The sequence below is a fragment of the Gottfriedia endophytica genome (genome assembly GCF_017814275.1).
GTDB lineage: Bacteria > Bacillota > Bacilli > Bacillales > Bacillaceae_G > Gottfriedia > Gottfriedia endophytica.
This window is the reverse complement of sequence record NZ_JAGIYQ010000003.1, coordinates 273201-287664: the sequence shown is the minus strand read 5'-3', so window position 1 is coordinate 287664 and position 14464 is coordinate 273201. Positions and strand designations below refer to the sequence as shown.

At 32.4% G+C, this 14464-nt stretch carries 17 protein-coding genes; 3 read left to right on the top strand and 14 right to left on the bottom strand.

Annotated features, from left to right (window positions below; all coding sequences use genetic code 11):
- Positions 1-156: 156 nt before the first annotated feature.
- On the bottom strand, positions 157-429 hold the full coding sequence (locus J5Y03_RS06260) for a YlbG family protein (RefSeq protein ID WP_209403664.1): 273 nt from the start codon (positions 427-429) through the stop codon (positions 157-159).
- Positions 430-524: 95 nt separating this feature from the next.
- On the opposite strand from J5Y03_RS06260, the gene J5Y03_RS06255 reads away from it, so the two are divergent.
- Positions 525-869 (top strand): hypothetical protein, encoded by a 345-nt coding sequence (locus J5Y03_RS06255; RefSeq protein WP_209403662.1) that lies wholly within the window; start codon positions 525-527, stop codon positions 867-869.
- Between the two features lie 272 nt (positions 870-1141).
- Here the strand turns inward: J5Y03_RS06255 and J5Y03_RS06250 are convergent, their stop codons facing one another.
- The 5 genes from J5Y03_RS06250 to J5Y03_RS06230 all read right to left on the bottom strand — a co-directional run bounded on the left by J5Y03_RS06250 (position 1142) and on the right by J5Y03_RS06230 (position 4247).
- Positions 1142-1588 (bottom strand): YlbF family regulator, encoded by a 447-nt coding sequence (locus J5Y03_RS06250; RefSeq protein ID WP_209403660.1) that lies wholly within the window; start codon positions 1586-1588, stop codon positions 1142-1144.
- A 117-nt stretch (positions 1589-1705) separates the two neighbouring features.
- Positions 1706-2278, bottom strand: coding sequence for a histidine phosphatase family protein (locus tag J5Y03_RS06245; protein WP_209403658.1), 573 nt, complete (start codon positions 2276-2278; stop codon positions 1706-1708).
- Positions 2279-2346: 68 nt separating this feature from the next.
- On the bottom strand, positions 2347-2610 hold the full coding sequence (locus tag J5Y03_RS06240) for a YlbE-like family protein (RefSeq protein WP_209403656.1): 264 nt from the start codon (positions 2608-2610) through the stop codon (positions 2347-2349).
- A gap of 12 nt (positions 2611-2622) precedes the next feature.
- Complete coding sequence (locus J5Y03_RS06235; protein WP_209403654.1) at positions 2623-3030, bottom strand: YlbD family protein; 408 nt, start codon at positions 3028-3030, stop codon at positions 2623-2625.
- A gap of 173 nt (positions 3031-3203) precedes the next feature.
- The gene (locus J5Y03_RS06230; protein ID WP_209403652.1) at positions 3204-4247 is read right to left on the bottom strand and encodes a CAP domain-containing protein; all 1044 of its coding nucleotides are present in this window, start codon (positions 4245-4247) and stop codon (positions 3204-3206) included.
- A 182-nt stretch (positions 4248-4429) separates the two neighbouring features.
- Between J5Y03_RS06230 and J5Y03_RS06225 the strand changes: the two genes are divergently transcribed.
- Positions 4430-4801, top strand: a complete 372-nt coding sequence (locus J5Y03_RS06225; protein WP_209403650.1) for a YugN family protein — start codon at positions 4430-4432, stop codon at positions 4799-4801.
- 53 nt (positions 4802-4854) lie between these two features.
- Here the strand turns inward: J5Y03_RS06225 and J5Y03_RS06220 are convergent, their stop codons facing one another.
- From J5Y03_RS06220 to cyoE, 7 genes are all read right to left on the bottom strand, one after another.
- Positions 4855-5319, bottom strand: coding sequence for a DUF420 domain-containing protein (locus tag J5Y03_RS06220; RefSeq protein ID WP_209403648.1), 465 nt, complete (start codon positions 5317-5319; stop codon positions 4855-4857).
- Complete coding sequence (gene ctaG / locus J5Y03_RS06215) at positions 5316-6239, bottom strand: cytochrome c oxidase assembly factor CtaG (protein ID WP_209403646.1); 924 nt, start codon at positions 6237-6239, stop codon at positions 5316-5318. Before ctaG ends, J5Y03_RS06220 begins: the two co-directional genes overlap by 4 nt.
- Positions 6240-6784: 545 nt before the next feature.
- Positions 6785-7114, bottom strand: coding sequence for a cytochrome c oxidase subunit IVB (gene ctaF / locus J5Y03_RS06210; protein ID WP_245208797.1), 330 nt, complete (start codon positions 7112-7114; stop codon positions 6785-6787).
- Between the two features lie 10 nt (positions 7115-7124).
- Positions 7125-7748 carry a cytochrome c oxidase subunit 3 gene (locus J5Y03_RS06205; RefSeq protein WP_209403642.1) on the bottom strand — a complete coding sequence of 208 codons (624 nt, stop codon included), beginning with the start codon at positions 7746-7748 and terminating at the stop codon, positions 7125-7127.
- The gene (gene ctaD / locus J5Y03_RS06200; protein WP_209403640.1) at positions 7748-9604 is read right to left on the bottom strand and encodes a cytochrome c oxidase subunit I; all 1857 of its coding nucleotides are present in this window, start codon (positions 9602-9604) and stop codon (positions 7748-7750) included. The genes J5Y03_RS06205 and ctaD overlap by 1 nt, the downstream gene beginning before the upstream one ends.
- Before the next feature lie 32 nt (positions 9605-9636).
- The gene (coxB, locus tag J5Y03_RS06195; RefSeq protein WP_209403638.1) at positions 9637-10677 is read right to left on the bottom strand and encodes a cytochrome c oxidase subunit II; all 1041 of its coding nucleotides are present in this window, start codon (positions 10675-10677) and stop codon (positions 9637-9639) included.
- Positions 10678-10873: 196 nt separating this feature from the next.
- Entirely contained in the window at positions 10874-11797 is a 924-nt protein-coding gene (cyoE, locus tag J5Y03_RS06190; protein ID WP_209403636.1) for a heme o synthase, read from the bottom strand.
- A gap of 382 nt (positions 11798-12179) precedes the next feature.
- On the opposite strand from cyoE, the gene J5Y03_RS06185 reads away from it, so the two are divergent.
- A complete protein-coding gene (locus tag J5Y03_RS06185) occupies positions 12180-13106 on the top strand; it encodes a COX15/CtaA family protein (protein WP_209403634.1) in 927 nt (308 codons plus the stop codon).
- A 341-nt stretch (positions 13107-13447) separates the two neighbouring features.
- Here the strand turns inward: J5Y03_RS06185 and J5Y03_RS06180 are convergent, their stop codons facing one another.
- Positions 13448-14446 (bottom strand): phosphotransferase enzyme family protein, encoded by a 999-nt coding sequence (locus J5Y03_RS06180; protein ID WP_209403631.1) that lies wholly within the window; start codon positions 14444-14446, stop codon positions 13448-13450.
- Positions 14447-14464: the final 18 nt, after the last annotated feature.

The window sequence follows — 14464 nt, the reverse complement described above, 5'->3', positions numbered from 1 at the left end:
GAGTCTCGCACCTTCCGTTGAAATCAACTTCTTCTTTAAAGTTACAAATCTCAAATGCAACAATCTTTTAGAAAAAGCCTAAAAAAAAACGATTGAACGGTACTAAATGTAAAAAAGCTTTTTTCAAGCTAAATTACCTAACCATTCAATCGTTTTTTAATCTATTTGATAATCGTATTCTTTATTGCGTTCAGAATTTTTACCTTCATATTCTGTTTTAATAAAAGGCTTTAAAGATAAATCTATTTTTTTTACAAAATGGAACTTTTTTAGTCTTTCGATCGTACGATCAACATCATCCATATTACAGTAGAGTACAACATACTTTAGACGTTTAGAGACATAATGAATATTGCCAAACTTTCTAAGTATTTTTGACTGTTTTAACGATTGAAGATAGATAATAATTCCTTGTCTTTGAACAAACATAACGTTCTCCTTTTTTCTTCCTTAATTTTAGAATATCATATCCTTTTTTTTAATTGCAACGATAGATTGTACAAATCTAAAAGGATGTGGAAATATTGTTAGAGGCTATCTGGGAGTCGTTTTTTCAATGTTTAAGATTTAACAAACTGATTCATTCGGTAGAACAGAAAAAAGTAAGCGGAAGTTACTTTATTTATATTAAAGAAGAGAACGAGCCAATACCAATAAATCAATATGAATCCTTATTAAAGGATTGTGCAAATCAACTAATTTCAATCTATAAAGTAACTTATCATATTAATTTCGTTCGAAAAGAAAATAATACGATTATTTTTAGACACCGATTTCTCGTTCCACAAACAAAAATGTTTTGCTGCGGAAATCAATGCGTAGATTGTATTCGATTTAACAAAGATTACAAAGTAGATAAAAAAAGCTAAACGATGACTTACTCTCTCTCACCGTTCAGCTTATTTAATAAAGGCTGTTTTCGTATACATTGTTGCTATTTTAGATTGCTTAGTTGATTACAACACCAGGATGCTCCCTTTTCCGTGGGGCGTGAACTAAGCCCTCCTCGGAAAGCCTGCGGGGTCTCAGCCTTCCAGCTATTCCTACAGGAGTCTCGAACCTTCCGTCCTAATCAACTTTTGTCTTTAAAGTTACACATCTCAAATGCAACAATCTTTTAAAAAAGAGTCTTAACAAAAAATTACTTTGTTCGACAGCCGCATGTACCTCCAGTACTGCAACCACCACAACCGCCACTTGTAGCAAAGAAGGGATTACTTGATGGAACCTTTATTGATGGAGAAACAGACTGAGCTATTGTCCAACTTATTTCATCAAGTAATAACTGAATATCGTCTTCTGCCTTTCTAAAGGCTGATATTTTGTCATTCAGTTGAAGCTCTCTCTTTACTTCACTCATTTGTTTACGAGTTTCTTTATAATCCGGATGGTATTTTCCGAACCTTTGAACCTCTTCATATTTATCTTTCATTTTAACAAAACGAGAAATTACTTCTTGGGCTACAAGATCTTGTTGTAATTCTTTATGTGTTCTTCTATATTCAGCTGCCAATTCAGATGTAATTATCATCTTGGCAATATCTTCAGCATCTGTCATAAGTTGCAAGGTTTCAAGTGTCGCATACATTTCCTTACACCTCCAAGATGTAATAATATCATAAAACAGATGAAAAGACGAATAGTTGAACTTACCATTTATTGTTTAACACTTTGTTACTATTTGCGGGATAAATCATTTATTTTATTAAATCGTAATATGGTCAGATACATTAAAGGCTTTTATACTCCAACTATTATCTTTATACTCCACGTAGCTTGCGCAAGCATTATTTAATTTCGTTTCAAAATTTACTTTTTTAGGATCAATAGCATGTAAAATGCTTTTTATAGTGTGTGAATGTGCAACAATTATGATTTTTTTGCCTTCATTGTTTTTCGCAACATCCTCTAATGCTGTAAATGTTCTTGTCATTAAATCCTTCATTGTTTCTATGTTTTCAATTTCGTCTGCATTATATTTATTTCGATACTCAGACACGTTTTTACCACTTACTTGTCCAAAATCTCTTTCTATAAAACGCTTATCTTCTAAGATTTTATCAAGCTTAGTAAATTCTGCAATTGCTTTCGCAGTTTCTACCGCTCTACTTAACGGACTAGAAATTATCATGTCCCATTTTTCTTTACTTAAAAACTCAGCACTTTGTCTAGCTTGTTCTTTCCCTACTATATTTAATGGAATATCTTCTCTACCTTGAATGATACCAGAAAAATTCCAATCTGTTTGTCCATGCCTTACTAAACATATTTCTGTCATGCTTTTTGCTCCTTTCTAACTCACATTTCTATTGTAGCAAAAAGCATTAACAGAATGTATGTTTTCTCTTATTCATTTTCAGTAGTTTCTGTACCTTGCTGTTCTTTTAACGCTTGAAACATTTCTACCATAAATGAAGCCATTTGAACTTGATTTTGTAATTTATCTACTCTTTGAGGAATCGTTTTACCAAAAAATTGCATTGAGGCTAAACGAAAATCCTCAAGTAATTCTGGATTTCTAGTTAATGTACGGTACCATTTTGGTTGAATGCGAATAAATCTAATATAGTCTTCGTTGCCTTGTAAGAAATCAAGTACATCTTTTCTCATACTCCATCTCCTTTAATCTTTTCTAAAGTTAAATGGTTGATTCTGAGTTGCATTTTGGTTCCGTTGTGATGTTGAAGAGGGTGATTTAAATTGAGAGATTAGCTGCTGTATATTTGTTAAAGTAGAATTAACATTCGATAAATGTCCTTGAATTTGATCCGGATTTAAGTTTCTTACAAGCGACATCACTTTACCAAGATATCCATTTCCATCATTTGCACTTATCAAGTCTTTTTGAGGATTATTACGGTTATCTGAATATGGCTTCCATATATCAGAGTCTTCACCATATAAGTACCATTCTTCATAATATTGTTGCCATGTCTTATTCCCATTTCGGACTTCATCTCTGAGCTTTGGATGTCGTTTTACAAACTCTTTAAAATGTTCTACAGAACGTCTTTTTACATCATTGCTCATTATTGTCACTCCAATCAATAAAGAAATCACGTTACTCCATCACTATGATTTTAAATGTAATTGGTGTCTGTCTCTTCATAAAAAATAGGCTAGCTTTAAAGATAAACCAATCTTTAAAGCTAGCCTATTTGTATTTACGGGCCGCATGCCCCTCACCTCAAAATTCCCTATCTCTATTTTATAAAATTTTGAGTTTGATATTTTTTGTAAGAGCCAACACCTAGAGAAGTAAAATTCTTATTGTAGAAATTTTCACGGTGCCCTTTGCTATTTATCCATCCATAAACTGACGATATCCCATCAACATAATTGGCTGCAATATTTTCACCTGCTAATTGATAAACAACGTGATCTTTATTTAAACGGTCTGCAAAAGTTCCGTATTTAGGAGAGTTGTGATCAAAGTAATGATTGTTAACCATGTCAATACTATGACCAAGAGCAACTTTTGCTGCTTGATTATTCCATTTCAAATTACTTTCATGCATTCGAGCACGATAAATATTCGTTAGAGATAATATTTGACGTTCTTCTTCACGATCAACTATAGCCTGTTCTGAGGAAGAAAGCTTTTTAGCGTTTATTAATTTTCCAGTATAAATTAATTCATACGGTCTTTGCTTTACTAATGTTTTAGGATCTAAATAACGAATTCCTAATAAAACACCGGTGAAACGATCAAAATAGAGTTGAGCAAATCCGTTTTTACATGGGATAAGTGGACGTTCATTAAGTTCATTAGGCTTTAGTTTAAAGGTATACTGATTATCATGAATCGAAAAAGAAAGTTTGTCATTAACACTACCATTATCACTAACATCTTCGTAGTGTTCTCCGATCAAAAATGGAGAAACATTTATTTTATCTCCTGCTACAAACACTGTAACTACCTTACCTTTTTCAATCCCAAACTGCGTATAATGACTTGAATCTTTATCATAAATATACCAAGTGTAATCATATTCAGATGGTTGTTTTCTTGAAGGAGTTCCAAATTGTTTAATGACATCAGCTACATTTTTCCCAAGATATTCAGCTACTGAACCTTTCATATTTTTTGCAGAAGTGTATTGTATAAAAGTATTTTCTACCTGATGATTTTGGTCTTTTTTTGTCCCCATAATTTTTTCATTATATAAATCCTTCAAAACTGGTGATATTGCGAACAATACTGTTGCGAATATCGTTACAATAATTAGCTTAAAAAATTTATCCATCCAGCCCATCCCTTCGGAAATTAAGAGTGCTATTTGATTCTATATCTCCATTGTAGCCAAAATTTCTAAAAAAATATATCAAATTAGTTTGATAAGTTAGAAAGCTTTTCATTGCACATTCTTAATATTGATAATATTATATTAATAGGGAAATTTTCTAATTCCATAAGGGGGATATAAAAATGAAATTTGAAAATACCAATTTAGAACAACATGTAATAAATACTTCACTATTGACAGAAATTATGGAAGAATTAGGTTTTGTCCTAGCTGGTCAGTGGGATTACGAACGAGTTACGTATGATTATAAATTTGAAGTACGTGATGAAGTTTTCTATTTACGTGTTCAAGCTTATTCTGTTGAGGGATCAACTGATTCATCAAGTAGTAAAGTACAATTACTAACACCTATTCTAGGAAAACATTACTATCCTCATGGAGTAGAATATGGTGAAGATGAAGTTATTCCTACTTCAGTTGTTGAGCGCAGTAACGAATTATTAAAGAAAGCTCAAGAGCAAATTGAACTTGTAAGTAAATTCATAATTCTATAATTCATATTATAGTCAAACAAAAAAAGCTATCAATTGATAGCTTTTTTGTTTGATTAAAAACCAAATATTGCTTTAATCATTGAAGTAGTTTCTCCACCCTTATAAAAAACATATAATAGCAAGTATACAACTACTCCAGTTATTGCTGTAAAGAACCAAATAACACTTGTAATTGGCCCAATTTTACGATGAAGTTTAAGTTTATTTTTATAACCACTTGCCAGTGAAACAATTCCAAAAACCCCACCAGTCGTAGCTAAAAAGATATGGAAGAACAAAAAGATATGATAGTAGATTTTTAGTGAATTTGGTCCTCCAAATGAGGTATTTCCTATAAATACCGTTCTAGTTAGATAAAGAATAAAGAATGAAAGTGCAAATACACCACCAACAAACATAGTTTTTTTGTGAGCTTCGACTTTCTTCTTAGCAATTAGTATCCATCCAATGGCAACAAATATTGCACTGATGACGATGAAACTTATACTAATAGTTGGTAAAATCGGTAAAGAATTCATTCATTTAACACTCCATTCATTTTCGCAGCATAAGGGTTTTGAGAAATCGGATCGATTTTACTTCCATTTTTCTCCCTTTTTGCCCATTTAAAGAAATTATATCCCATTACAAAACCATATACTATTTCTTGTATGATTTTCATCACTATACCACCAACTTGTTGGTCTTCAGCAGCAGTCATAATATTTAAGGCTTCAGGTCCTGACAAATGTAGTGACTTTAATAGTCCTGGAGATACACATAGCTCCATAGATTTCGTCCATATCGCTGGATCAGTATAGGTAGCATAAAATGCATGTCCCCCAAAAATGATTAGTCCACATGCAGGTGTCAATAAAATACCATTTCCAAAAATGTAACCTATTTTTTGAATATCACTTAATATCTGTCTTTCCGGTAAAGCGTTTATTACAGGAAACCACATGAAAATTGCTAGTAAGAATAAGAAATTCATAAAAGCAATATGCTCTATTGGATTAGTTTTAACATGATCAAATACTAAAGGATAATGATATATAGAGAAAAATCCATTGAATAACAGCATAGCGAGCAACGGCTTTGTAAAAAATGTAAAAACAGTATTTATGTATTTATTACCTAGTATTGAACGCCATAACCAATTTGGTATTCCTAAAATAATATAAATCGGTGCAACTAAATTAAGTAATGCCATTTCAAACATATGTGCAGTAAATATGATATGACCAATTAAATCAATTGGACTACCTTGAGCAATATAAATTAATAGAATGCCGATCGTAAAATAAACCTTTTGTTTTAAAGATGTCTCTCCATCTTGGCTAAAGCGTTTTCGAAGTGGCCCAGTAAAAATAAAATACAAGCATAATATCATCAATAATATAGCAAATAATTTCGGACTCCACAATGCACTAAATCCAAACATTCTTAAATCAAACATAGGTGCACATCCTTTAATTGTAAACTATTATTTTAATAAATTATATAACAAAAATCAACTAGACTACAAACTTAATTGTGACAATTTATATATAATTGGTAGGTTTTTCCTAAAGATTGTTTTCCTAAACATTGTTTCTATTTCAGTATGTGTAAGTTGATTTCCACTCCAGGATGCTCGCTTTCCTTGGGGCGTGAGCTGAGCCTCCTCGTCGCTATCGCTCCTGTGGGGTCTCAGCCTTCCCGCATCTCCCACAGAAGCCCTTCACCCTTCCGTTCCAATCAACTTCTCTCATTTAAATTAAAATCTCTAAGCAACAATTTTAAAAAAGAGCCCTTCAAAAAATACATCCTTTAAAAAAGGGACATACATGCTAATAAAAATCGCACCATGGAAAAAATAATAAGGAAAACATCATATAAGAATTTTCTTTTTAGTTGTTATATTAGAGTAGCCTACCAAAAAAGAAAAAGTAGGCGCTTATGTAATCCATGCAAAAAACGGCTACACCTTACTAGGTAGTAGCCGTTTTAATTTTTATTTGTTTATAACCAAACAATTGTAACGAATGCCAGTACAGTAACTAATCCAACTACTAATCCTGAGTAAAGAAACATTGCAGGAATTCCGTGTTCTTTATTTTTCATATGCATGAAATAATAAAGTTGAAACACTAATTGGATTACTGCCAATAGTATGATAAATGGAATTGTAAAGTAAGGATCCAAATGATCACGATAGATAACTGATACAAATGAAAGAACCGTTAATAAAATCATCATGACAAAAGATATTAACTGATGCTTCATTTCCTCAGCACTTTTTTTACGTCTATACTTCAAATCAACTTTATTTTGATGAGAATTTGCATTCATTTCCATGTTCTTATCCCACCATTCCTATTAAATAAACAACAGTAAAGATGAAAATCCAAACTACATCAATAAAATGCCAGTATAAGCTAGCAACATAAAATTTTGGAGCATTGTATAAATTTAATCCACGTTTTGCATTACGCAGCAATAATGTTGTGATCCATAAAAGACCTACTAATACGTGTGCCCCGTGCGTACCAACTAAAAGATAGAACGATGAACCAAATGCACTACTTTTAATTGTAAAATGATAATGCTCAACATAATGACTAAACTCATTAATTTCAAGAATTAGGAAACCAAGTCCTAATAATAAAGTAATACCCAACCATACATTCATTTGCTTATGATTAAAGTTTTTCATGTGGTACATTGCATAAACACTTGTTAATGATGATGTTAATAACAACATTGTTGCAAGGAATACTGTCGATGGCTCAAACATTTCATGTGCAGCAGCACCACCTGCAGTTGAATTTCTTAAAGCTAAAAATGTTGCAAATAGTGAAGAGAACAAAACAGTTTCTCCACCAAGGAAAAGCCAAAATGCTATAAACTTATTACGACCTTCAAGGGTTGCTTTTTCAGGGTCATGCGGAAATGTTTCAGCTGTAAATTTTTGATTTAATTCCATTATCCCTTAACCCCCTTGTCAGTAAGTTCTTCTTTATGAATATGATACCCTAAATCATCTCTCCAAGAACGAAGGAACATAGCCCCAAAAGTAATTAATATACCACCAAACATTACAATGATTGATGTTTTATTTGTAAACTTATCATTATATAATGCACCGAATGCAGCAATAAATAAACCGAATGACATGACAAATGGTAGGAATGAAGAATTAGGCATATGAATATCTCCTAAAGGTTCAGCTGGTGTCATTTCACCGTTACCCTCCATTTTTTCAATCCAAAGTGGATCTAGTCCACGTACATATGGTAATTGTGCAAAGTTGTACTCAGGTGGTGGAGATGAAATTGACCATTCTAATGTACGGCCAGTTTCCCAAGGATCATTTCCAACTTTTTCATTTTTAACCGTAGTGTAGATAACATTAACTAAAAGAACTATTGTTGCAATTCCCATAAAAGCTGCACCAATTGAACTGATTAAGTTTCCAGTATCTAATCCTTGGTGAGGAAGATATGTGAAATAACGTCTTGGCATACCCATTAATCCTAAGAAATGCTGAACAAAGAAAGTTAAATGGAAACCAATAAAGAATAATACAAATGTAAGTTTGCCCAATTTCTCATTTAACATTGTACCGAACATTTTTGGCCACCAATAAGTGGCACCAGCAAATAACCCGAATACTACACCACCAACGATAACGTAGTGGAAATGTGCTACAACGAAATAGCTGTCATGGAATTGATAGTCAGCAGGTGCCGCAGCAAGCATAATTCCAGTAACACCACCCATTACAAATGATGGAATAAATGCGACTGACCACAACATTGGTGTTGTGAAACGCAATTGGCCTCCCCACATCGTTAATAACCAGTTGAAAATTTTCACACCAGTCGGTACTGCAATTGCCATTGTAGCAACAGCAAAGATTGCATTTGGAACTGCACCTAGTCCATCTGTAAACATATGGTGAGCCCATACCATGAATCCAAGGAAACCGATTAATACTGTTGCGAACACCATTGAAGAATATCCGAATAATCTCTTTTTAGAAAATACTGAAATTATCTCAGAGAAAATCCCGAATGCTGGTAAGATCAGAATGTATACTTCCGGATGACCGAAGATCCAAAATAAATGTTCATAAATCATTGAGTTTCCACCTAAAGCAGCATTAAAGAATGCTGTTCCAAATAGACGATCAAACATTAATAAAGCTAAACCGATTGTTAAAGCTGGGAATGCGAATAAAATTAAAGCTGAAGTAACAAATACTGTCCAAGTAAATAATGGCATACGCATATATGTCATTCCTGGAGCACGCATTGTAATGATAGTTGCTAGGAAGTTGATACCACCAATAAGTGTACCAATACCTGAAATTTGTAACCCTAATAAATAAAAATCTGGTCCATGTGTTTTACTTGCAATAGCAAGTGTCGCATATGAAGTCCATCCTGCATCAGGTGCTCCACCTAAGAACCAACTTAAATTTAAGAAAATACCACCAAAGAAAAATAACCAAAATCCTAATGAATTTAAAAACGGAAATGCAACATCACGAGCACCAATTTGTAACGGAACTGCTGCATTAAAAAATGCAAAAACTAAAGGCATTGCTGCCAAAAAGATCATTGTAGTACCATGCATTGTTAATACTTGGTTATACGCATCTCCTATTAAAAAATGATTATTTGGAATTGCTAATTGTAATCTGATAAATAACGCTTCAAGACCACCAAGTATGAAGAAAATTCCACCTGCAATCAGATAAAGAATTGCTATCTTCTTATGGTCTACAGTTGTTAGAAAGTCCCAGATTACACCTTTCTTTTTCCCCACAGAACTCACAGAACTACCCCCTCTGCTCCTATTAAGCTATTTTACTTAGATACTTTTAAACTCATTAAATATGCAGTTAATGAATCAATTTGTTGATCAGTTAAATTTCCATATTTACCTGCCATTAAGTTGCCAGGCTTCATTTTTTCAGGATCTTTTAACCATTTTTTCAAATTCTCTTCATTATGTTTTGCAATACCAGCAATCATTTCTCGATCACCAAAGTTAGCTAAATTTGGCGCAATACGAGCCGTTGCTGGACGAGAGTCATTGGCATCTGCAGCATGACAAGCAATACAGCTTTGTTGGAATACTTTTTGTCCCTCTTTTGCATCAGCTGTTGTAGCTTGACCTTTTGCATCCTTCATTGCTACTAGCCATTGATCATAGTCTTCTGGACTAACAACTTTTACCTTGAATTGCATTAATGCATGTGAAGGACCACAAAATTCAGCACAAAAGCCGTTATATGTACCTACTTTATCTGCTTTTAACCACATTTTGTTTGTATTTTCAACGTTAGTATCCAATTTACCAGCTAAAGATGGTACCCAGAAAGAGTGCTTAATATCTTGACCTTTTAGATTAATTAATATTTTCTTCCCAACTGGAATAATTAAATCTTGCGAAGTCACAATTTTCTGTTTTGGATACTCAAACTCCCACCAAAATAAGTGAGCGTTTACATTTACTACAATCGAATTTTTTTTCTGTTCTTCTTTTGCGATTTGCTTTTGATCTGAAAGCTCGAAACAGTATTTAATTGTTGGAACTGCTAAAACAAGTAATAAGATGATAGGAATAATAGTCCAAATTAATTCTAATGTATGATTGCCCTCTACTTGTTTTGGAATAATTTCTTCCTGACCTTTGCGCTGTCTGAACTTAATCACAACATATAGGAAAATGACAGTAACGACAGCTACTACAAATACCATGATACCTGTGCTTAGTTTCATTAAATCATATTGCATTTTTGCTACATCACCTTGAGGTAGCAGTGCTGATTGGTTAGCGTTTCCACAAGCGCTTAAAAAAACTGCAATTAAGGAAACTAGCGAGACTAATCGCCAATGTTTCATAAATTAACTTCCCCCTCTTTCAAAATGAAATATAAATATGACTCATTCAATCGTACCTAGCTAATCTAATCATTCACGCCATTTATTATCAATTTCGTTAATAACCGAATTAGCTAAGTACCTATTTTGAATAAGTCTATTTCACAACGTAAAAAATCCCCATAAAACTTTCCCCAAAGTTTTTTTAAAATTGCTATTAAAATGGTAATGTGAAAACAATCATTGATATAAAGAGAATCGTTAAATAATTTAACGAATAAATAAACATCAATTTAGAGAATTTTTCATCATCCTTAGTACGATAGCAATATATTCCTAATACAATCCAACCTATATTTAATAAAGAAGCTAATATGATAAATGGTAAACCTAATTGGTGAAGATAAAATGGTAGTGGAAGTAAACAAAGAATCCAAATCATGACTTGGCGTTTTGTTATTTCAAAACCATATACAACTGGAAGCATCGGAATACCAGCTGCACGGTACTCTTCAGTTCTTCTCATTGCTAATGCAAGAAAATGTGGTGGCTGCCAGATAAACATAACTAAAAACAGCATCCATGCAACAAAGTGCAAGTTAGGATCAATTGCTGCCCAACCAATTAATGGTGGCACTGCACCTGAAATACTGCCGATTACTGTATTTAACGTATAGTGGCGTTTTGTCCACATTGTATATAAAACTATATATGAAAATGCACCGATAAATGCATAAACAACTGCCATCATTGTCGTAAAACTTAAAGTAATAAACCCTGCAATAAGCAATGCTATTCCAAGTAATATTGTATTTAATGGCTTAATACTACCTGTTACTGTAGGTCTATTTTTAGTTCTTTCCATATAAGGATCAATATCTCTATCATAAAAATTATTAATTACGCATGATCCTGCGATAATTAATGATGATCCTATAAGTGCTAACAATGCCTTTGGTAAACTTTGTAAAATATCTAAATTATTTAAGCGAATAGCTAACCAAATACCCGTGAAAGTAGTTAAAATATTTGAATTCACAATCCCAATTTTCATTAGAGAAAATAGATCTTTTTTCAATGAGTTTGGAGGAAGTTCGCTTAAATTTATATCTTTTTTGGCATTATCTAAAATTTGTTCCATTTAAATCCTCCTTGTCGACAAAATTAAATCACTTCTATATCAACATAACACGTTTCATGAGACATTTCTAATGATTTATCTCTATTTCTATTAAACTAAAAATATTGAAGATTATGTGAATTAAATGTGAAACTTTTGTGTCGCATCGTAAAAATTTTAACTTAAATATGTATCCTTTTCAATACCAAATACTATTTAATAATAAAATTGTTACTTCCTACTTATTTTTATTTTAAATAGAATGGTAGAAAATAAAGACTGATGAGTAACAATTCTTTGAATTTTTCGATGATATCTTATATGATATAGTAGTATCATTTTAACTAACTTTTTATTTCTTCGAAAATAGTCAAATTCATTTTTGTTAAAGTAGGTGTACATATTGTTACGGTTTTTAAAATTGATTTCTATTCTAACCTCTTTTGCACTTTTAATTGTTTTGATAGGTGGAGCGTTAGTTACAAAAACAAATTCTTCTTTAGGATGCGGAAGGTCTTGGCCACTTTGTAAAGGACAAATAATTCCAGATCATATTACATTCCATACGGTTATAGAATTATCACACCGAGCTGCTTCAGGTATTTCAGGAATTCTAGTATTTTTATTAGCTATACTTTCTTGGAAACTTATCAGTCATAAACATGAAACAAAGTTTCTTGCCATTATTTCTGTTATTTTTTTAATTGCTCAAGCATTAATTGGAGCAGCAGCGGTTGTATGGGGACAAATTCCAGCAGTACGTGCAATTCACTTTGGTATCTCTCTCGTATCTTTTGCTTCAGTTATTATGTTAACGCTTTTAATTTTTGAAAAAGAAGAAAATTTTAAAAAAAATTCATTCTATGTTGATTCAAAAATGAAATTCCACACTTTTGGTCTAACAATTTATACATATTTAGTTGTTTATACCGGTGCCTTAGTAAGACACGAAAGTGCAGGTTTAGCTTGTCCAAGCTTTCCACTATGTAGTAAAGCAAATCATGGGTTCCCAACTCAATTTCACGAATGGGTACAAATGGGCCATCGAATGGCGGCATTTCTTTTATTTGTTTGGATTGTAATCGCTTTTATTCATGCATTTAAACATTATCAGCTTGAACGTGGTATCTATATCGGTTGGCTTTCTTCCCTTATATTAGTTATTTTACAAATTATTTGCGGAGCTTTAATTGTTTTAACAAATTTAAATCTGTATGTCGCTTTAATGCATGTCATTCTTATTTCTTGTTTATTTGCAATCTTATGTTTCCAATGTTTATTATGTAGTCGAAGTAGTTTATCTTTCCAACAGACTTCATTAAAATTATGATATAAAAAAGAAAACACCGAGTTTCCTTCACCTTTAAGGAATTCGGTGTTTTCTTTATCTTAGAATGCGTTAGTTGATTACAACTCCAGGTTGCTCACTTTCCGCGTGGCGTGAGCTAGCCTCCTCGGCAAGCCTGCGGGGGGGTCTCAGCCTTCCCACATCTCCCACAGGAGCCTGGTACCCTTCCGTTCCAATCTACTTCTGTCTTTTATATTAAAAAACCTAAAATCAACAATCTTAAAGAAAAGAGACATCCATGCTAATAACATTCGTAACATGGCCCATGAAAAATAAGGAATTTATCCTATGATTACTGTTTTTAAGATTATTTTCAGGGTAGCTTATCTAAAAGATACAAAATCAATATCTGTATATGGAATTTCATTTTCAATACGAAACCTTAAATCATTTAAAGTATACTTTTGCCACTCTTCAAGTTGTTCCAGTTCCCATTTCTCATTAAAAAGAGTAAACAAAAACACTTCACGAAGTTTTAAAAAAAGTGGGATTTGTACTATTGTATCTTTTTTAAGTTCGCATTCTTCTCGGTACCCTTTAAAAAAGCTTTCTAGAAATTGATGAGGAAAGGATTGGTTATCTGGATTAAACGACATCCCTTGCCATACTGCATGATAAAACGAAACTGCAATATCTTGAGCAAACCAATTAAAAGAACAATCATCAAAATCAAAAATTGTCATTTGTCCTTCTTTAACAAAGAAATTCCCTTGATGAAAATCATTATGAATGAGACCGTATGTATCATGATCTTTTTTTAGTAAATTTAATTTTGTTATTAAACTTTCATATCCTTTTGCCATTCGATCACTTATTGATGATAAAAATCTAGTTGTTTCATTAATTTGACTAATGTTTGTCCCAAAGTGATTTCTTTTATAGGTTTGATTATTATTTTTAACTAGAGAATGCATTTTCCCCATCGTTTGACCCCATTTTTGAAAAAACTTGTTATTCCATTCATTTGGATCAGAGACATTTATTAGATGTCCTTCAGCTTTTGTAAACGATGTAATATAAAATTTTTCATCTCCAATTGTAATTTCTTCTATCTTTTTCTTATTGATAGAATGAATAGGAGTAGAGACTAATATTCCCGCCTGATGAAAACCCTCAATAAAATCCAATTCACTTTTTAATGCATCAATTTCCCTATGAATATTCTTAGTTATTCTAAGAATTAGACCGTCTTCCCCTACTTTATACTCATAAACTTCATTTTGGTAACCACCGGATAGTTTTTTAATTTCTTCTTGAGTAGTTTTATAAAGCCTAGATGCAACTTCTAGAATCTTAGCCATACTATTTTCACTTTGATTCATTTTTCCATTTCCTCTCCT